21 protein-coding genes and 2 tRNA genes are annotated in these 18,163 nt (G+C 68.5%); 7 read left to right on the top strand and 16 right to left on the bottom strand.

The features are described from left to right. Positions 1-77: 77 nt before the first annotated feature. Both GC106_RS21540 and GC106_RS21535 read right to left on the bottom strand, forming a co-directional pair. Positions 78-896, bottom strand: coding sequence for a GNAT family N-acetyltransferase (locus tag GC106_RS21540; protein ID WP_173133524.1), 819 nt, complete (start codon positions 894-896; stop codon positions 78-80). A 28-nt stretch (positions 897-924) separates the two neighbouring features. Continuing rightward, positions 925-1,590 (bottom strand): methyltransferase domain-containing protein, encoded by a 666-nt coding sequence (locus GC106_RS21535; protein WP_173133648.1) that lies wholly within the window; start codon positions 1,588-1,590, stop codon positions 925-927. Positions 1,591-1,888: 298 nt separating this feature from the next. Between GC106_RS21535 and GC106_RS21530 the strand changes: the two genes are divergently transcribed. Beyond that, on the top strand, positions 1,889-2,230 hold the full coding sequence (locus tag GC106_RS21530) for an RNHCP domain-containing protein (RefSeq protein ID WP_173133520.1): 342 nt from the start codon (positions 1,889-1,891) through the stop codon (positions 2,228-2,230). A gap of 1 nt (position 2,231) precedes the next feature. Continuing rightward, positions 2,232-2,645: an RNHCP domain-containing protein gene (locus GC106_RS21525; RefSeq protein WP_173133517.1), complete on the top strand. Its 414-nt coding sequence runs from the start codon at positions 2,232-2,234 to the stop codon at positions 2,643-2,645. Here GC106_RS21525 and GC106_RS21520 read toward each other — a convergent pair. Together GC106_RS21520 and GC106_RS21515 are read right to left on the bottom strand one after the other, a co-directional pair. Next, positions 2,638-3,510, bottom strand: a complete 873-nt coding sequence (locus GC106_RS21520; protein WP_173133514.1) for an exodeoxyribonuclease III — start codon at positions 3,508-3,510, stop codon at positions 2,638-2,640. The two genes, GC106_RS21525 and GC106_RS21520, sit on opposite strands and share 8 nt — an antisense overlap. An 87-nt stretch (positions 3,511-3,597) precedes the next feature. Next, positions 3,598-4,086 carry a DinB family protein gene (locus GC106_RS21515; protein ID WP_415830325.1) on the bottom strand — a complete coding sequence of 163 codons (489 nt, stop codon included), beginning with the start codon at positions 4,084-4,086 and terminating at the stop codon, positions 3,598-3,600. Between the two features lie 128 nt (positions 4,087-4,214). Between GC106_RS21515 and GC106_RS21510 the strand changes: the two genes are divergently transcribed. Then, positions 4,215-5,099, top strand: a complete 885-nt coding sequence (locus GC106_RS21510) for an SPFH domain-containing protein (protein WP_173133511.1) — start codon at positions 4,215-4,217, stop codon at positions 5,097-5,099. 8 nt (positions 5,100-5,107) lie between these two features. Here GC106_RS21510 and GC106_RS21505 read toward each other — a convergent pair whose 3' ends face one another. Further along, positions 5,108-6,220 carry a trans-sulfuration enzyme family protein gene (locus GC106_RS21505; RefSeq protein WP_217280757.1) on the bottom strand — a complete coding sequence of 371 codons (1,113 nt, stop codon included), beginning with the start codon at positions 6,218-6,220 and terminating at the stop codon, positions 5,108-5,110. Between the two features lie 131 nt (positions 6,221-6,351). On the opposite strand from GC106_RS21505, the gene GC106_RS21500 reads away from it, so the two are divergent. Beyond that, entirely contained in the window at positions 6,352-6,825 is a 474-nt protein-coding gene (locus tag GC106_RS21500; protein WP_173133505.1) for an Lrp/AsnC family transcriptional regulator, read from the top strand. 272 nt (positions 6,826-7,097) lie between these two features. Here the strand turns inward: GC106_RS21500 and GC106_RS21495 are convergent. Together GC106_RS21495 and GC106_RS21490 are read right to left on the bottom strand one after the other, a co-directional pair. After that, positions 7,098-7,171 (bottom strand) — tRNA-Ile (locus GC106_RS21495). A gap of 41 nt (positions 7,172-7,212) precedes the next feature. Then, positions 7,213-7,285, bottom strand: a tRNA-Asn gene (locus GC106_RS21490). A 136-nt stretch (positions 7,286-7,421) separates the two neighbouring features. Here GC106_RS21490 and GC106_RS21485 point away from each other — a divergent pair. Next, on the top strand, positions 7,422-7,616 hold the full coding sequence (locus GC106_RS21485; RefSeq protein ID WP_173133502.1) for a hypothetical protein: 195 nt from the start codon (positions 7,422-7,424) through the stop codon (positions 7,614-7,616). Here the strand turns inward: GC106_RS21485 and GC106_RS21480 are convergent. The 3 genes from GC106_RS21480 to dnaG are packed head-to-tail and all read right to left on the bottom strand — an operon-like array spanning position 7,609 to position 10,832. Continuing rightward, positions 7,609-8,364: a trans-aconitate 2-methyltransferase gene (locus tag GC106_RS21480; RefSeq protein ID WP_173133499.1), complete on the bottom strand. Its 756-nt coding sequence runs from the start codon at positions 8,362-8,364 to the stop codon at positions 7,609-7,611. The two genes, GC106_RS21485 and GC106_RS21480, sit on opposite strands and share 8 nt — an antisense overlap. A 33-nt stretch (positions 8,365-8,397) precedes the next feature. Further along, positions 8,398-8,931: a hypothetical protein gene (locus tag GC106_RS21475; RefSeq protein ID WP_312872773.1), complete on the bottom strand. Its 534-nt coding sequence runs from the start codon at positions 8,929-8,931 to the stop codon at positions 8,398-8,400. After that, positions 8,928-10,832 carry a DNA primase gene (gene dnaG / locus GC106_RS21470; RefSeq protein WP_173133496.1) on the bottom strand — a complete coding sequence of 635 codons (1,905 nt, stop codon included), beginning with the start codon at positions 10,830-10,832 and terminating at the stop codon, positions 8,928-8,930. The genes GC106_RS21475 and dnaG overlap by 4 nt, the downstream gene beginning before the upstream one ends. A gap of 36 nt (positions 10,833-10,868) precedes the next feature. On the opposite strand from dnaG, the gene GC106_RS21465 reads away from it, so the two are divergent. Beyond that, a complete protein-coding gene (locus GC106_RS21465) occupies positions 10,869-11,795 on the top strand; it encodes a sigma-70 family RNA polymerase sigma factor (protein WP_312872772.1) in 927 nt (308 codons plus the stop codon). A gap of 9 nt (positions 11,796-11,804) precedes the next feature. On the opposite strand, the gene GC106_RS21460 is transcribed toward GC106_RS21465, so the two are convergent. From GC106_RS21460 to GC106_RS21435, 6 genes are all read right to left on the bottom strand, one after another. Then, positions 11,805-12,374, bottom strand: coding sequence for a carboxymuconolactone decarboxylase family protein (locus GC106_RS21460; RefSeq protein WP_173133493.1), 570 nt, complete (start codon positions 12,372-12,374; stop codon positions 11,805-11,807). Positions 12,375-12,440: 66 nt separating this feature from the next. Beyond that, positions 12,441-13,217, bottom strand: coding sequence for a crotonase/enoyl-CoA hydratase family protein (locus GC106_RS21455; RefSeq protein WP_173133490.1), 777 nt, complete (start codon positions 13,215-13,217; stop codon positions 12,441-12,443). A 26-nt stretch (positions 13,218-13,243) separates the two neighbouring features. Continuing rightward, a complete protein-coding gene (locus tag GC106_RS21450; RefSeq protein WP_312872771.1) occupies positions 13,244-14,389 on the bottom strand; it encodes a serpin family protein in 1,146 nt (381 codons plus the stop codon). Further along, positions 14,386-14,607: a hypothetical protein gene (locus tag GC106_RS21445; protein WP_173133487.1), complete on the bottom strand. Its 222-nt coding sequence runs from the start codon at positions 14,605-14,607 to the stop codon at positions 14,386-14,388. Before GC106_RS21445 ends, GC106_RS21450 begins: the two co-directional genes overlap by 4 nt. 36 nt (positions 14,608-14,643) lie before the next feature. Continuing rightward, positions 14,644-15,906 carry a deoxyguanosinetriphosphate triphosphohydrolase gene (locus tag GC106_RS21440; RefSeq protein WP_312872770.1) on the bottom strand — a complete coding sequence of 421 codons (1,263 nt, stop codon included), beginning with the start codon at positions 15,904-15,906 and terminating at the stop codon, positions 14,644-14,646. Continuing rightward, positions 15,906-16,481, bottom strand: a complete 576-nt coding sequence (locus GC106_RS21435; RefSeq protein WP_173133633.1) for a YdcF family protein — start codon at positions 16,479-16,481, stop codon at positions 15,906-15,908. Before GC106_RS21435 ends, GC106_RS21440 begins: the two co-directional genes overlap by 1 nt. 492 nt (positions 16,482-16,973) lie before the next feature. On the opposite strand from GC106_RS21435, the gene GC106_RS21430 reads away from it, so the two are divergent. After that, the gene (locus GC106_RS21430) at positions 16,974-17,900 is read left to right on the top strand and encodes a hypothetical protein (protein WP_173133485.1); all 927 of its coding nucleotides are present in this window, start codon (positions 16,974-16,976) and stop codon (positions 17,898-17,900) included. Positions 17,901-18,163 lie beyond the last annotated feature (263 nt).

The raw sequence follows: 18,163 nt of genomic DNA, 5'->3' as shown, positions 1-18,163 counted from the left end.
CTCTCCCCAAGGCTGTAGTTGCTACGTACGGCGTCCGAAAGAGTATCCGTACCCACCGACAGTGTGTTCGAAGACTCTCAGCCGGTCGCTACGCTGAGAGGCAGGAACAGCCTGTCCCGGTCACCGGGCAGTGACGCTCCGTGCACCATCACCGTGGTCCGCATACCCCGCCCGACACCCTGACTTTCCACCCATTCACGCAGCTCAGGATGGGTATCGTCGATGTCGAGGCGAATCGGCCCCTCGATCCCGGCGGCCAGATCGGCGATCAGATCCCTGGCCATGCCGTCGTTCTCGGCGAGCAGCGGCCCGATCACCGTGTAGTCCACGTTACGCCAGGCCGCGCCGTACCCACGAATCGAGCCCGTGCCCTCGATCACACGCAGCCGCTCGGCGAACACCGGCAGCCTGCGCAGCACCTCCGGCCGCGGCGCGCCGAAGACCTCGCGGTCCAGGTCCCCGATCGCCGCCAGGTCCCTTGTGGACGCTGCGCGGGAGGTGCCGGGCGCCGGTGGCCGGAACTCGCCGAGGTGGATGCGGGACTCGCCGATCGCCCGGAAGCCGAGCCGCTCATAGAGCGGCCTGCCGTAGGAGGTCGCGGTCAGCCAGGTCGACTCGGTGCCCGCCTCGCTGAGCGCGTGTTTCATCAGCTGCGTACCCAGGCCCCGCCTGCCGAACTTCTCGGCGACGAGCATCATGCCGATCCCCGACAGGCGAGTGCCGTACCTGGTCGACACCACACAGCCGGCCAGCCCGCCGTCCGGGTCGTCGATTCCCCAGACGTCGCCGACCTCGAACAACAGGGTCCATTTGTGTGGCTCCGGCGACCACTCGCGGCTCGCTGCCAACGCGAGGCAGTCGTCCAGTCTGGTCGCGTCCAAACGCCTGATCAGCATCAGGCCACCGTACGGACGGCGTTGTGGTTCAGCGACTGAGTATCAGCCGGAATCCGGCGTCGTATTCGTCCAGTTCCAGCAGATCCCTGTGCCGTTCGTGCCAGCTGCCGTCAGCCAGGTCGGCCCGGAGCCGCGCCAGCCCGCGCTCGACCGCGTGCCGAGGCGCCTGCGCCAACGCGGAACACGTGTCCCGCACGGTCAGGTACGCCTCCGGCCTGCGCCAGTAGGCCGGGAAAACGCCGTCGGTGAAGTCCCACGGCACCGGCAACGGGATCATGGTGTCCGCGCCGAGTTCACCGGCGATGTCCGGCGCCGAGGGCCGGGACAGCTCCAGCTCGGCGATCTCGGGCACGTACTCGCGGACGAACCAGAACTCCGTGTGCAACCTCGTGTCGTACGCCAGCACGACACGACGAGGCGCCACCCGGCGCAACTCGGCGATGCCCTTGCGCCAGTCCGCCCAGTGGTGCACGGTGAGCACCGCGAGGACCGCGTCCACCGCGGAGTCCTTGACGGGCAACGCTTCCGCGACAGCGCGGACCACGGGCGGAGCGCCGTCGCGGCGCTGGCCGATCATCTCGCTCGACGGCTCGACGGCGTAGACGACACGATCCGTCGGTTCGTAGCTGCCCGTGCCCGCACCCACATCGAGCACGGTCCGTGCCCCGCCAAGCGCCGCGAGGATCGCGGACATCCAGCGCGGATCGGTCCGCCGTGCGGTCGTGTATCCGACGCCGATCGAGTCGTACAGCACCCCTGTCACCTTACGATCACGGGATCACTTCGAGACGCTGCTGGCGAAAAAACCAGTGGTGTGATCCTGCGGGACGTTGCTACCTTGCCGGCGAACTCCGACCCGGGCCGCGGGGCCCTAGAAAGCAGATGATTTGATGACCGTGCGCTCCGAGGGCGCCGAGTAAGCGCGATTTCCGGCGCTGTGGCGCCCTCCTTCCGGTGATCTTCTCTTCAGTTTCCCGGCTAGGAGCACACAGTTGTCCATCAAGAACCCATACCTCAGCACGGACACGTTCACCTGCGTCCGATGTGGACTCGTCGTGTCCAGGCAGGCCCCGGACGGGCGGCTGCGCAACCACTGCCCCAGCTGCCTGCACTCCCGGCACACCGAGGACGCCGAGTGCGGCTCCCGGATGATCCCGATCTCGATCGCCGTGCTGCGCAACGGCGACTGGATGATCATCCACCGCTGCACCCGGTGCGACGAGCTGACGTCCAACCCGATCAGCGGCGACGACAACCAGCTCATCCTGGTGCGGATGGCGGTCCGGCCGCTGGCCCAGCCGCCGTTCCCGCTGGAAGCGTTCGGGGACCTCTGACATGCCCCGCAAGAACCAGCACAGCCGCAATCCCGCTCGGGGCAGGCCACAGCGCGCCAAGGACAAGCGCCGGGACAGTCCGGGCGACGCGTTCCGGTGCGTCGGCTGCCGTCTCGACGTGCCGTTCCACGCCCCGGGCACGGCTCACCGCAACCACTGCCCGAACTGCTTGACCAGCCTGCACGTCGACGGCCGGATCCCGGGTGACCGGCGGTCGACGTGTCGCGGGCGGATGGTCGCGCTGAGCCTGTCGGTCCGCCCGGACGGCGAATGGATGGTCATCCACAGCTGCCTGGCGTGCGGCGGGCTCAGCGCCAACCGGGTCGCCGGCGACGACAACGCGCTGGTGCTGCTCCGGATGGCGTTGCGGCCGTTCGGGGCGCGCCTGCCGGAACGGGCGTTGCTCGCTATTTAGCCTGGGGCAGTTTCCTCGACCCGCGCCTGGCGGCGGGAGCGGACGGCGGCGGCACGACCGGGCCGATGTCGCCGTCAGGCGCGGTGTCGAGGTCGGCGATCACGGGTGCGTGATCGCTCGGCCCGGTGCCCTTGCGCGCGTGCCGGTCCACCCAGGACGCCTGGACCCGTTGTGCCACTGGGGAACTGGCCAGGATGAGGTCGATCCGCATGCCCAGGTCCTGGTGGAACATGCCGGCCCGGTAGTCCCAGTAGGTGAAGACGCGCTTGTCCGGCCACCGGTCGCGCATCACGTCGTGCAGGCCCAACGCCTGCAACTCCGCCAACGCGGCCCGCTCAGGCGGCGTCACGTGCGTCTGCCCGATGTAGGCGTCCGGGTCGAACACGTCCGCGTCAGCGGGCGCGATGTTCATGTCCCCGCACACCACAACCGCCTCAGGGCCGGCCTTCACCGCGTCACGCAGGGCAGCCAGCCACGCGAGCTTGTAGTGGTAGTGATCCGAATCGGGCGTCCGGCCGTTGGGCACGTACACCGAGTGCACCCGTACGCCGTCGCAGGTCGCGGAGACCGCACGCGCCTCAGCGTGCGGGAATCCCGGTGCGCCTGGCAAACCGACCGTCACGTCCTCCAGGCCCACCTTGGACAGGATCGCGACGCCGTTCCACTGCACCTCGCCGTTCAGCGCGATCTGGTAGCCGCGGTCACCGAGCTCCGCGCCCAGCAGGGCCAGGAACGCCTCGTCGGCGAGCTTGGTCTCCTGCAGGCACACGACGTCGGGCCGGCGCTGGTCCAGCCAGGGCAACAGCCGCGGCACACGCTGCTTGACCGAGTTCACGTTCCACGTCGCTACACGCACGACGCCCACGTTAGTCCCCTGGAAAGCAGTCGGCTCACGGACGCGAGCTTGGCAGCGGCGAGCACGGTAACGGCCGCGTCCGGGCAGTACCCGCACTTATGCCGAATTGACGCGCAGCAACCTCAATTGCCCTATCTCGGCCACGTTCTTCATCAGTTCGGAATTCACCCAGCCCGCCATATGGGCCACAGTCATCGTCGGATCGTCCTGCCACGGAAAGGAGGCCTGCGCGGTCAGGTCGATGTCGCCGAGAACCGTGATCCACTCCTCCCGCAGGTCCCGCAACCACTGGACGGCCGGTTCACCGTCACCGGGCCAGCCGATTTCGGTGCGGTCGCGCGGCGAGCGGACCTGCGCGTGGTCCAGCGTGACCGACCACCACCAGCCGATGTGCCAGGTGATCCAGCCGATCGTGGGCACCGGGATCGGGTCCGGTTCGGTGTCCGCCCAGTCGGGGACACCATCGCGGACGGCCCAGGTGCACCCCGAAGGCTCCCACCGGAAATCCGCCGCGGTCAGTTCGGCGAGGTGGAGTTCCAGCAGCGACCAGGTCAGGTCGAACTGCCATCGCAGCAAGTCACGCACCGGACAATGGTGGCATCCGGGGGAAACGCTTTACCGGAATGTTCCGCGCCTGTACCGGGATCGGTCCCGGGTGGCCCATGACACAATCTGCGCTCGGCCGTTCCGGCACTTGTGACTGAGGGGAAACCATGACACGCCGTCTCACCGCGTTATCGACACTGGCCGCAGCCGCCCTGCTGACCGGGTGTTCCATCGCCAACCCGACCTCGAGCGAGGTCTCGTTGCAGTACGGCGCCGGACCGTTCGACTCCCGCAAGTTCGTGGAGTGCGAGACCGACCGGGACGTCAGTGACGTCAACGACGACCACTACTACTACCCGAAAGGGCAGCGGGATTTCACGTTCGGCGACGGTGACGGCATCGACTCGGCACCGCTGACGTCGACGACGCAGGACTCCCAGGAGATCAAGGTGACCGGGACGGTGAAGTTCACCCTGAACACCGACTGCTCGGAGTTCACCGACCCGACCGGGAAGGTCTGGCCCGGCGGCAAACTGCAGATGTTCCACGAACTCATCGCGTACAAGTACGACGCCGCCCCGACCGACGGCGGCGAGCAGATGAAGACCGGCTGGAACTCGTTGCTGCGCAACTACGTCGGCGCGGCGCTGGACCGCGCGACGGACAACGAGGCGCTGAAGTACCCGTGGCAGAAGCTGTACAACGACGCGCCGTCGAAGTCGCAGTGGGAGCGTGACGTTCTGGCGCAGCTGCCGGAGGTGCTCAAGAGCCTCACCCAGGGCGTCGACCTGATCAGCATCAACTCGGTGCTGCTGCAGAAGCCGGGCATCCAGCCGGCCCTCGTGCAGGGCCTGACGGACAAGCAGGCGGCCGAACTGCGCAGCCAGGCCGCGGACGTGGACAAGCAGGCGGCCGCCAACTTCCCCGGCGGTATCCCGGGATACCAGGCCTACCAGCAACAGCAGGCGGTCAACGAGGCGATCAAGTCCGGCAAGGTCCAGGTGCTGCCGGTGCCGCAGGGATCACCGATCATGGTGTCGCCGAACAAGTAGGCCTGTTTCTAGGCCTTCTGCAGTGCCTGGTCGAGGTCGTGCCAGAGGTCTTCGACGTCCTCGAGGCCGACCGACAGCCGCAGCAGCTGGTCGCTGATCCCCGCGTCGCCGCGGTCGGCCTCCGTCATGATGCGGTGGGTCAGCGATCCCGGGTGCTGGATGAGACTGTCGACGCTGCCCAGGCTGACCGCGGGCGTGAACACCCGTACCCCGGAGACGACCGCGAGCGGGTCACCGGCCACCTCGATGGACACCAGCGCTCCCCCGATCTTGGGGTAGTGCACGCGCTGGACCTTCGGGTGCCGCGTGAGCCGCTCGGCGAGCACGGCGGCGTTGGCCGAGGCCGCGCGGATGCGGACCGGAAGCGTGGAAAGGCCGCGCAGCAACAGGTATCCCGCCAGCGGATGCAGGACTCCGCCGGTGGCGAACCGCAGCTGACGCAGCAGACGGGCGTACTCCTCGTCGCACGCGACGATCCCGCCCATCACATCGCCGTGCCCGCCCAGGAATTTCGTCGCGCTGTGCAGCACGATCTTGGCGCCGTACTCGACGGGCCGCTGCAGCACGGGAGTCGCGAACGTGTTGTCCACCAACACAGGCACGTCACCGGCGGCGTCGACGAGCCGTGCGATGTCCACTTCGGTCAGGGTGGGGTTGGCGGGTGATTCGACGATGACCAGTCCGGTGTCCGGGCGGATCGCGCCCGCGACCAGGTCGGCGCTGGCCCAGGTGACGAAGTTGCCCAGCAGTCCGGACGCCACGAGGTGATCGGTCGTGCCGTACAACGGCCTGATACCGACGACATGCGGCTTGCCCTGGGTGACGGCGGCCAGCAGGCACGCCGAGAGGGCAGCCATGCCACTGGCGAACGCGACAGCGGCGTCGCATCCCTCCAGTTCGGCGAGGGCCGTTTCGAACCGCTCCACCGTCGGGTTGCTCACCCGGCCGTAGATGGGCAGGCCACCGTCCAGTTCGCCGGTGGCGAAGGCATCGAGCCGGGACGCTTCGGCGCCGCTGTCCCTCGCCGGGTAGGTGGTGGACAGGTCCAGCGGAACGGCGTGGACGCCGAGGTCAACGAGATCATCACGACCAGCGTGGATCGCACGGGTGTCGAGAGTCATGACCGCAGCGTGCCTGGCCATCCGGGTTCGTGGCACGTTCTCCGTATTCAGTTCGGTTGTCCGCCCTGATCGTTCCTCCCGATTCGGTGCACGAGTCGTTAACCTGGTGTCGACCGGATACGGTTCGGCGCATGCCCGACAACGAGACCCTGGATTCGGTGGACGTCGCGATCCTGCGGATCCTGCAGGCCGACGGCCGGATCGCCAACAAGGACCTCGCCGCCCAGGTCGGCGTGGCGCCGTCGACCTGCCTCGACCGGGTGGCGCGGCTCAAGCGCCTCGGCGTGATCACCGGCTACACCGCGACGGTGGCTCCCGAAGCGGTCGGCCGCAGCATCCAGGCCCTGCTGGCGGTACAGGTCCAGCCGCACGCACGGCCGTTGGTGGACCCGTTCGTCAAGCATGTGCTGTCGCTGCCGGAAACCTTGGCCCTGCACCACGTGACCGGAGCCAGCGACTTCGTCGTGCACGTCGCCTGCACGAGCACGGCCGACCTCCAGCGCCTCGTGCTCGACGAGTACACGGCCCGCCGCGAGGTCGGCCGAGTGGAGACCCACCTGATCTTCTCCACCTGGACCGGCGGCCCAGTCCTGCCGACCCGCTAGCCGCGTTGGCGCAGCGAAAACCGCAACGCCCGAAACCCTTGGTACACCACGTCATCCGCTCGACTCATACCTCGTGATCGAGTACGCCAACCCCCGAGCCCGGCCATATCCGGACATCACCGCCGGTCCTCAGTGGTCCAACACCACAGAACGCCCGAACCCACTGCGAACGCAAGAAACCCGACCGTGGGGATATGGGGGCTCGGCCCCCAAAATGATGACGGGCGACCCGGCGAGGCGCTCCAGCGCCGAGCAGGGTCGCCCAGAGCCCGTGGGCCGGGTGGGGCTCGAACCCACGGCCAAGGGATTATGAGTCCCCTGCTCTGACCAACTGAGCTACCGGCCCTCGGATATAAAGAACCCCAGGTGCGCTGACCTGGGGTTTTGCTCCTCCAGCTGGACTCGAACCAGCAACCCTTCGATTAACAGTCGAATGCTCTGCCAATTGAGCTATGGAGGACTGCCGCTGCCCGGCCTGGGGTTGCCTTGGCCTGACAGGGGGTAACTCTAGCGCATACCCCCGGGGCAGCGCGGCAGGGGGGTGGTTGTTGCGGGAAGATGGACTTCACGCAGTCGACGCACAGGAGGCAGTGACGATGAAGGTGTTCCTGGCTGGAGTTGCTGTTGGCTACGTGCTCGGCGCGAAGGCCGGACGCGAACGGTACGACCAGATCATGCGCGCGTACCACAGCCTGATCGAGCACCCGGCGTTGCAGAGCGCGGCCGGGGTCGCCCGGCAGAAGATCGGCGAGAAACTGGGCCGCAACAACAACCGGCAGCCGGTCAGCTGACCCGCGCGACAGCGAACACCCTGCGGAACGGGAACCAGGTGCGGCCGTCGTTCCTGGGCGGGTAGGCCTCGCGCAGAGCGGGCGCCAGGTCGGCACGGAACCGCGCCCATTCGTCGTCGGTCAGAGCCGCGCGGATCGGGCGCAGTGCTGTCCCGGTGATCCACTCCAGCACGGGGTCGTCGCCGGTCAGTACCTGGGTGTACGTCGTCTCCCACGTGTCGACTTCGCAGCCGTCGAAGACGTCGGCGTAGCCGACTGGCGTGAGCACGGCGTCCGCGGGGCGAAGGTCGACGTCAGCCAGACGTGAGCGCCACGAGGTCGCGACGAGTTCACGGACCAGCGTGTGCGACGGGCCGTCGAAGTTGCCAGGCACCTGCATGGCTATCCACGCGCCCGAGGGCAGTTCCGTCACCCAACGGCGCAGGATGTCCGGGTGCCCAGGCACCCACTGCAGTACGGCGTTGGTGACGACGACATCGGTGTCCGGCTGCGGTTTCCACGTGGTGACGTCGCCGACGTAGGCGTCGATGCCACGCGCTCGCGCCGCCTCCACCATTTCAGGGGACGAGTCGAGCGCCTCGATCTTCGCGTCGGGCCAGCGGTCAGCGAGGACCGTGGTCAGATTGCCGGGGCCGCATCCGACATCGACCACACGACGGGGCGCCTTGGCCTGGATGCGGGCGATCAGCTCGTAGAACGGGCGTGCGCGGTGATCAGCAAAGGTCAGGTACTTGTCCGGATCCCACATAGAACCACCTCCAGCAAACCGTACGTACGTACTTTATTGCTCGAGGTCCGGCTTCATCAACCTCAACTTCGCGGCGACCTCCTCGGCCACCCGCCGCACCGCGGCCTCGTCGGTCCCTTTGTCCGGCCGCACCTGCAGCACGACGCCATCCTGCCCAGGCACTCTGCGCTGCACGAACCACGCGCCGCCACCGGGCAGTTCCTGGCGATGGCGGGACACGATGGACTTCGTCACCCGTGCGTGGACGATGTCCGGCAGCTTGCCGCTCTGCACGAACACGAACCGCACCGGCGGCTGGTCCGCCAGTACGACCGCGTCCCCGGCCTTGGCCGCCTCGACCGCCTCGATCAGCACCAGCGTGCCGCCGCCCCAGGTCGCCTTGCTGATCATGTGCCAGCCGACCCGGCGGGACCCCGGCAGCCAGAGGCCTCGCGAGGTGGCCACCATGTGCCCGCCCGACTTCACCTCCGCCGAGGCGATCACGTACTCGCCGTCTTCGAGGGTGCCGTCGAAGTCGTCGGGCGTCCGCCGGCCGGTCAGCCGGTTGACGAATCGGCGCAGGATCACGGGTAGCTCCCGGCGGCCTGCTCCCCCAGCGCTTTGTGGTACTGCTCCATGGCCACCAGATCGCCGAACAGCTGCCGGTACTCGTCGGCGTTCTCCAGCGGGCTCAGCCGCTGCAGCCGGGACTTGATGTCCGCGATCTGCCGCGCCACCAGGCTCTTGTTCAGCGCCGCGATCAGGCTGTCCACGTACCGCAGGCTCGGCTCGCCGTGCGAGTGCATCGCCTCCACGGACAACTCGCTGACCAGCGACTGGACGACCTGGTGCTGGCAGTTCTTGCTGACCGCGTCGAACAACGCGGGCCCGGCCAGCCCGCAGGACGCGCCACCGGCGGCGTGCAGCGCCTTGTGCAGCTCGAGGTACGCGGGCTCGGTGAACGCCTCGCTGGGCAGGCTGTCGAAATGCGGCCCGGCCAGGTGCGGGACCTGCAACGCCGCTTTGAGCGCCTCCCGCTGCAGGTGCAGCTCCGGGTCGTTGGGCTTCGGGCGCTTCGGGCCTTCGACCTCGATCGCCAGCGCGCCCTGGTTCTGGTCGACGGCAGGCGCCTTGCGCGCCGGCGTGGGCGCGGGTTTGCCGTTGGCCGTCTCCCGGACCCGGCGGACCACGGTCTGGATGTCGTCCCAGCCGATCCAGCCGGCGAGCTGGCGCGCGTACTCGTCCCGCAGGGAGAAGTCCTTGATCTGCGCGACCATCGGAACGGTCCGGCGCAGCGCCTGGACGCGCCCCTCAGCGGCGTCGAGATCGTGCCCGGCCAGCTCCGACCGGATCCAGAACTCGATCAGCCGCTGCCGCCGGGCGACCAGGTCACGCACCGCCGTGTCGCCCTTGGCCTGGCGCAGTTCGCACGGGTCCATGCCGTCCGGGGCGACGGCGATGAACGTCTGCGAGGCGAACCGCTGGTCCTCCTCGAACGCTTTCATCGCGGCCTTCTGGCCCGCTTCGTCACCGTCGAAGGTGTAGATGACCTCGCCACGGAAGAACTTGTCGTCCATCAGCAGCCGGCGCAGCACAGCGATGTGCTCGTTGCCGAACGCCGTGCCACAGGACGCCACCGCGGTCGGGACACCCGCCAGGTGCATCGCCATCACGTCGGTGTAGCCCTCGACCACCACGACCTGGTGGCGCTTGGAGATCTCCCGTTTCGCCAGGTCCAGGCCGAACAACACCTGCGACTTGTGGTAGATCGGCGAGTCCCGGGTGTTGAGGTACTTGGCCTGGATCGGGTCGTCGTCGTAGATCCGGCGGGCACCGAAGCCCACCACGTCGCCGCCCAGATCCTTGATCGGCCACAGCAGCCTGCGGTGGAACTGGTCGATCGGGCCCCGCCTGCCCGGTTTGGACAGCCCGGCCTTCTCCAGCTCGGTCAGCTCGAAGCCGCGGCTGAGCAGGTATTTCGTCAGGGTGTCCCAGCCCGCCGGCGCGTACCCGCAGCCGAACATCACGGCGGCGGCCTGGTCGAACCCGCGCTCGGCGAGGAACTCGCGCGCCGGTTTGGCCTCCGGGGTGTGCAGTTGCTCGGCGTAGAACTCGGCGGCCGCGCGGTGCGCGTCGATCAGCCTGGTCCGGGTGCCGCGATCACGCTGGACGCTCGCGCCGCCGCCCTCGTAGGTCAGTTTGATCCCGGCACGTTCGGCGAGCCGCTCGACGGACTCGACGAAGCTCAGGTGATCGATCTTGCACAGGAAGGCGATGACATCGCCGCCTTCACCACAGCCGAAGCAGTGGAACGTGCCGTGCGTCGGGCGCACGTTGAACGACGGCGTCTTCTCGTCGTGGAACGGGCACAGGCCTTTGACCGCTCCCCCACCGACTTGACGCAAAGCGACATACTCGCCGATTACGTCGTCGATCCTGACGCGCTCACGCACGAGGGCGATGTCGCTCTCCCGGATCCGTCCTGCCACACGGTCCATGTTAGGCCTGGCGCCTACGATGCGATTGTGACGGTCAGCCTGGACACTCTCGCCGACGAGTTCTCCGAGTACCGGAGCCACCTGCTCGGGGTGGCGTACCGGCTGACGAGCACGCTCGCCGACGCCGAGGACGCGGTGCAGGAGGCATGGCTTCGACTGTCCACTGTGGACCGTTCGGAGATCAGGGACCTCAAGGGGTGGCTGACCACCGTGGTCGGCCGGATCTGCCTGGACCGCCTGCGATCCGCGGCTGTTCGCCGTGAGCGCTACACCGGTTCCTGGCTGCCCGAGCCGGTCGTGACCTCCTTCGGCGGGCAGCCGAGCGAGGACCCGCTGGATACGATCGTGCGCGACGACGGCGTTCGTATGGCGGCTCTCATCGTGCTCGACAAGATGACGCCGGAACAGCGGGTCGCGTTCGTGCTCCACGACGCCTTCGGTGTCCCGTTCGACGAGATCGCCGAGATCCTCGGTGTCTCCCCGGCGACCGCCCGCCAGTACGCCTCCCGGGGCCGCAAAGCCGTCGCCGACGCCAATCCCCCGCCCCGGGCGTCCCTGGACGAGCAGCGGGACCTGCTGGAACGCTTCATGACCGCGCTGGCCAGCGGTGACATGCAGGCGGTCGTCGAACTGCTGCACCCGGACGTGGCGCTGGTCGGCGACGCGGACGGCAAGGCCCGCACCGCGCGCCAGGTCATCCACGGCGCGGACAAGGTCGCCCGCTTCCTGCTCGGCCTCATGGTCCGCTACGGCCTCGCCGAGACGGGCATGGCAGGCGTCGGGCAGCCGGTGCTGGTCAACGGCGATCTCGGCGTGTTGTTCCCTGACCGTCCCGGCGACGCGGAACACCTGGACCTCACCCGCCGGGTGTCCGCGTTCGCCATCCGGGACGGGAAGATCGCCGGGTTCTACGACGTGGCGAACCCGGAGAAACTCACCCGCGTCACTTTCTAGGGCCAGGCGTCACCGGGTGAGCGGTACCCGGCAGGCGTCGCCGGACGAGAAGCCCTGTTCGGTGATGCCCAGCCCGCTGTTGAAGCGAGCCCGCATGTTCTCCAACGCGATCTGATAGGTGAGTTCGATCACGCCCTTCTCGCCGAACGCCTCCGTCAACTCGGCGACCTGCTCGTCGGTGACCTGTACGGGTGTCGCGGTCATCGCGTCCGCGTAGGCGATCGCGAGCCGCTCCTCGTGGGTGAACCTCGGCGAGGTGGCGTAGTCGTCGATCTCCCGCAGCCGCTCCACGTCCAGCCCGTCCAGCCGCTGAAGCATCGTGCCGAAGTCGATGCACCACTCACAGCCGAGCCGCACCGCGGCCCGGTAGACCGCCAGCTCACGCACGGATTTCGGCAGCGTCCTGCTGACACGTTCGGCCATCAGCTCGTGGACCGCGTACGTGTAGAACACGCCGCCGTGGTGCCGGGAGACGGCCAGCGGCTCCATCAGGACGCCGTACCGCTTGGCCGCCATCCGGTAGATCATCCGGCCGAAGAAACCCGCTTTCTTCGGTGCCACACCAACAATCCGAGACATCGTCCTCGTCCTCTCGTCTGGGTCACCCCTCAGACGAGACAGCCCCGGACTGTGTGACAGCCCAGTTCACTGTTCCTCGGCGGCCGTGGCGCCATGACGTCCCGCACCGGCGGCGAACCGTGCCGCGCCCGCCAGCGCCTTATCCGCCAGCGAGATCAGCCCGTGCTCGAGTTCCTGTGCCATCGCCGCCCGCTCGTCCAAGCCCCACTGGTCCAGCACCGACAGCCGGTCCTGACGCATGCACGTCTGCGGCAGCCGCGCCAGGTCGGCCGCGAGCGACTCGGCGGCCACACGCTCCTCACCCACCGGAACGACCCTGTTCACCAAGCCCATCGCCAGCGCTTCCTCCGCCGGCACGGCCCGCCCGGTCAGGATCATGTCCATGGCCCGGCTCTGCCCGATCAGTCGCGGCAGCCGGACAGTGCCGCCGTCGACCAGCGGCACGCCCCACCGCCGGCAGAACACGCCGAAGACCGCGTCCTGCGCCGCCACCCGCAGGTCGCACCACGTGGCCAGTTCAAGCCCGCCCGCCACCGCGTACCCGGCCACGGCCGCGATCACCGGCTTGCCCAGCCGCATCCGGGTAGGTCCCATCGGACCGTCGCCGTCCCGCTCGACCCGGTTGCCCTTCCGGGTGCCGACCGCCTTCAGGTCCGCCCCGGCACAGAACGTTCCTCCTTCGCCCCACAACACCGCGACCGACGCGTCCTCGGCCGCGTCGAACTGGCGGAACGCGTCCGCCAGCGCGTGTGCCGTTTCCCCGTCCACGGCATTGCGTGCCTCCGGCCGCGACAGCACGACCGTCCACACGGGCCCAGACCGCTCAACTCGCACAGGTGACATCGCGCCAGCCTATGCCGACGGACTCCTCAGTCCGTCTTGGCCGGGTCGTTGACCCGTGCCGAGAAGTACACGACACCGCTGTCCTTGTGCCGCACCAGCAACAGGAACGGACGGTCCACGTCGACCTCGACCGGCGGTGTGAGGTCGAGTGACAGCGTCCGCATCATCACCGCGGTCGCGGCCGCACCCTCCAGCCCCTGCTCGTCGATCTTGAGCACCGACTCGTGGATGACCGCCTGGACGGCCAACGGGTCCGCACTGATCCCACTCAGGTCCGCGTCGTCGGTGAAGACGGTCCGCACCCCGAGCTGGTTCAGCGCGTCGGTCAGCTCGGCACCCAGCTTCAGCCGCAACTTCGGCATCCGCAGGCTGACCTTCTGCCGCTTCGGCTTGTCCAGCAAGGTCTCCAACGTCGTCGCGTCCACCGCCAGCCGGTCCACTGTGGACGAGTCATCGTCCGGAAGCAGCACGACCGCCTCGACGCCGCCGACCGCCGGCATCACCACCACCTGCCAGCCGGAAGTCCTTGCGTAGCCCAGCGTTTCACTGAGCCACATGGTCGGCACCCGCACCACACCACCCGGCGTGTGGAACGGGCGCGGCTCCGTGGCGGCCTCCTCGAACCTGTTGCGCCAGGAGACCTTCAAGTACAGCGCGTTGACCAGTGCGGCGATGGTGTCCGCCTGGATCACGCCGGGTGGAAGCAACTCGGGGATCAGGTCCCTGGTCGTCGCCGCCACGTCGGCGTTGATCTGCCCACGCGCGCCCTCCGGGTCGTCGCGGAACGGCGCCGGACGGACCGAACCGCTCGGCATGGCCTCGAGCGCCGCGGCGAACGCCTGCCGGATCCTGACGCGCTTGTCCGCCCACAACGTGTTGGCCACTTCCAGGACCGGCGTCTGCTGGTCCCCGTGCGGCTCGGCGAGCCGTTCGGCCTTGTCCAGCAACCGGATCAGGTCCTCGACCTGAGCCGACTTGTCGCCGAGCAGCAGCGAGACCAGTTCGTCCTTGGTCGTGCCCGCCGCACCACGGGTGACCAGCGCCAAGGCGCTGGCGACCGAGAACGGCGACCAGACGGTGTTGCCCGCCGGGTCACCGGCCGCCGCGATGACGTCCTGCAACGCGACCGTGAAATCCAGATGCGCCCGCACGTTCAGCGACTGCCGGCTCACCGGCGCGGGTCCTGCAATGTGATCGTCTGTCCCTCCTGGGGGTCCGGTTTGACGCCCGCGGCGGACTGCGGGCCTGTGGGTTTCGGGCGGCGCGGCTCGCGGACTCCTGCCGAACCGCCTGCCTCGCCGGGGCGCCCCGGCCCGCCACCGGCGGGCACCCGGCGTCGCAGTAGTCGCCGGAGTACCGAGCGAATCGCGCGCTTAAGTGGGTTGGCCATATCCCGAGTGTGCCATTGGCCACACCTGACGGCAGTTCACCGCGAGCGAACGAGCGCCGCGTGCCAGGCCACGGCCTGTGCGTCGGTCAACGACGCGACCTGGTCGATCAGCACCCGGAACCGCTGCGTGTCGTCACCCGCGTCTCGCCACGCGGGCTGGAACGCCGGTTCCAGCTTCTCGGGTGCTCGCTCCTGCAGCGCACTGAGCAACTCGGTCAACAGCACACGCTGCCGGTCCTGCATCGCGAGCCGCACCGGGTCGCTCATCACGTACCGCAGCGCCAAGGATTTCAGCAACGCCACCTCGACAGCCGCCTGCCGTGGCACCACCAGGCCCGCCCCGTACCTGGTCAGTTCCCCCTCGCCGTGCACCCGCCTGGTCTCGCTGACCGCCGCTGACGCGAACCGCCCGACCAGTTCGCTCGTCAACCGCTTCAACGCGACCTGCGCGCCGATCGACCCGTCGTACCCGACCGCCGCCGCGACAGCGGGCAGGTCCAGCAGGTGCGCCGCGCCGGCCTCCAGTTCGGAGAACGGCTCGGCGGAGAAGTGCTTGGCGGCCAGTTCCGCGATGGCCGCCCGTTCCTCCGCGTCCGCCAGCACGCCGAGAACGATCCGGCCCGCCCGTACGCCGTCTTCCACGTCGTGCACCGAGTACGCCACGTCGTCCGACCAGTCCATCACCTGGGCCTCGATGCAGCACCGCCGCTCCGGCGCGCCCTGCCGGAGCCAGTCGAACACCGCCCGGTCGTCCTCGTACACGCCGAACTTGCGCGTCCCCGCCGTCCGCGGCCACGGGTACTTCACCGACGCGTCCAGCACGGCCCTGGTCAGGTTCAGCCCGACATCCCCGGCCTTCGGTTCGAGCCTGGTCAGGATCCGGAGCGTCTGCGCGTTGCCTTCGAATCCGCCGTACTCGGCCGCGGCCTTGTCCAGTGCCGACTCGCCGTTGTGACCGAACGGCGGGTGGCCGATGTCGTGGGCCAGTCCGGCGGTGTCCACGATGTCGGGGTCGCAGCCCAGTTCCTCGGCGATCTCCCGGCCGATCTGCGCCACTTCGAGCGAATGCGTCAGCCGTGTCCTCGGCACGCCGTAGACCTCGGTGCCCTCACCGGGGCCGACGACCTGCGTCTTGCCCGCGAGCCTGCGGAGGGCCGCCGAATGCAGCACCCTCGCGCGGTCCCGCGCGAACGGACTTCGTCTCGGCTTCGCCAAACCCGGCAGCCCACCTCCTTTCGTTGGCTCGTTGAGCATCCGAGCCACGTCGTGCTCGGTGTAGCCCGGTCTGGTCCCGCTCACTACAGATCAACACCGATGTCGTCGGCCGGGGCGTTGAAAACGCGGTAGTACAGCAGCGCGGCCGTCTCCCTGAGGATGTAGCGCGCCTGGATCTCCCTGGTCTGCACGACCGGGCCCCGGTGCGTCGGCGATGTCCACGCCGACAGCCCCGCGTCGTGCGCCATGGTGCGGGCGCGTAAAGAGTGCCATGGGTCGCTGACGATCACCGCGGTGTGCCAGCCCCGGTCCAACGCGGTCTTCGCCACCGCGTCGATCGTGCCCAACGTGTCGCTGCCCTCGCCGACAGCGATCACTTTGTCCTGCGGCACACCACGCGACGTCAACCACCGCGACCCCGCTTCGGCCTCGGTGTAAAGGTCGCCTGTCTGGCGGCCGCCGCCGGTGATGATGTGTTCGGCCACGCCACGGTCGTAGAGGTTCTTCGCGTGTTGCAGCCGGGCCTCCAGGATCGGTGACGGGCGGCCCGCGTACTGCGCCGCGCCCAGCACGACCACCGCGTCCGCTTTGGTCCGATCGTCCTGACGGGCATGCTGCCAGACCTGGAACCCCGTGCCGCCGATGACCAGGGCGAGCATCAGCACGAAGCCGATCAGGCCTCGCCTGATCCACTTCTTGATCCCCACAGTCCGGGTTTCGACGTTCACTCCGGCATCATCCCAGACGGGTCCGACAGTTCTCGTTCGCCGCTGGTCCAGGCCTGAATCCGGGCAGAGCAAGCCCCGTTCCCGGCGAGTCCGGCCGCCTCGGCCCTGACGAGCAGGACCGCCGGTAGGCGATCTTCATGCCGACAAGTCTTTTTGCTACAAGGTATCCGGCGCCAATCCGGCGATCCGGATCGCCGCTCCGCGCTCTCGCATGGTGGCCATGATCGCTCGTTTCCGACCCTGAGCATCAGGCCGCCCGTCACGATCACACCCATGACATCTGTCGTGGGCCCTCTACCACGAACCGCCGACAATCCGCGCGCCACAAAGATCATCTACGTCGAGTTATCCACAGTCGACAGTTGTCCACAGCCCGCAACCCGTCCGCTTTCGCCCAGCGCCCCCGCCCGCGAGAGTGGACGCATGACGAACCGCGACCTCATCAACCTCGACGCTCTCTCCACTCTCTTTCCCCATCGCATCGCCCGTACCTCGGATCTGGTGGATCTCGGTCTGACGGGTGCCACAGTCAAACGAAGATGCTCGCCGGGCGGGCCGTGGCAGAGTCTTTTACCCGGTGTCCTGCTCCTGGACAGCAGGGCGCCCACCCGGGGGCAGCTCGTTCAGGCAGCACTGCGCTACGCGGGCCAAGATGCTGTCGTCACAGGCCATGACGCGCTCGCACTCCATGGTGTCCGCACGGCTCTTCCCCACGGGCGCGTACACCTTCTGATCCCCAGCAAGCGTTTTGTCCGCAGCAGTGTGGACGTACTCGTGGAACGAACGCCGACTCCGCCTCGTCCTGTGCTGCGGCAAGGATTGTTGACGGTCCCGCTCGCCCGGGCCGCCGTTGACGCGGCGCGGCGGATCACCAGCCGGGTTTTGGTGAGCGCCCTGTTCGCCGAAGTCGTGTTCCAGAAGGGTGTCCGGCTCGACGAGTTGAACACCCAGTTGGTCATGGGCAAACACCGTGGCACCGCACTGTGTCTGGAGGTGTTGCAGGACATCGGCGCCCGCATCCGCTCAGGCGTCGCGTCCTCCGCCCGCGGTCTTGTCCTCCGCGCTGGGCTACCCCCGCCGCGGTGGAACGTGCCTGTCGACGACGCCCGAGGCAATCCCTTGGGCACCGTCACAGGGACATGGGAGGAGGCGAAGCTCGCGTGGGATGTGCACGCCTTCGACTTCGACCCCGCTCCGGCCAGTTACCCGACCGCACTGAAACGAGGTTCCCGGCTGGCCGCGACCGGCCTCCTCGTCCTGCACACGCCCGCCGCCCGGATCCGCTCCGACCCGGAAGGAGTGATCGCCGAACTGATGGCCGTCTTCGACCAGGCCCGCGCCCGCGTCTGACCCGCGGCACCGCCCCTTCGACAGCCGCAGACCCCGCGTGGCCGGGTTCACCGCCCCAGCCCGCCCGATCACGCGGAACCCTGTCACTTCAACGGAAAGGAGATCCTAGTGCCCTTATGACGCCACGCACTGACCGTCCACACGGGCCATCCTGATGGTCTCCGCGTCGCGGGGCGGTCACCAGCCGAGGCACCACACAGAGGGCCGGATACCGGCTTCCCCCTACCGCTCCGGCCCTCTCCTCACTCATGCCCTGGCGCCAT

This window comes from Kibdelosporangium persicum (assembly GCF_013280595.1).
Lineage (GTDB): Bacteria > Actinomycetota > Actinomycetes > Mycobacteriales > Pseudonocardiaceae > Kibdelosporangium > Kibdelosporangium persicum.
This window is presented reverse-complemented; position numbering and strand designations above follow the sequence as displayed.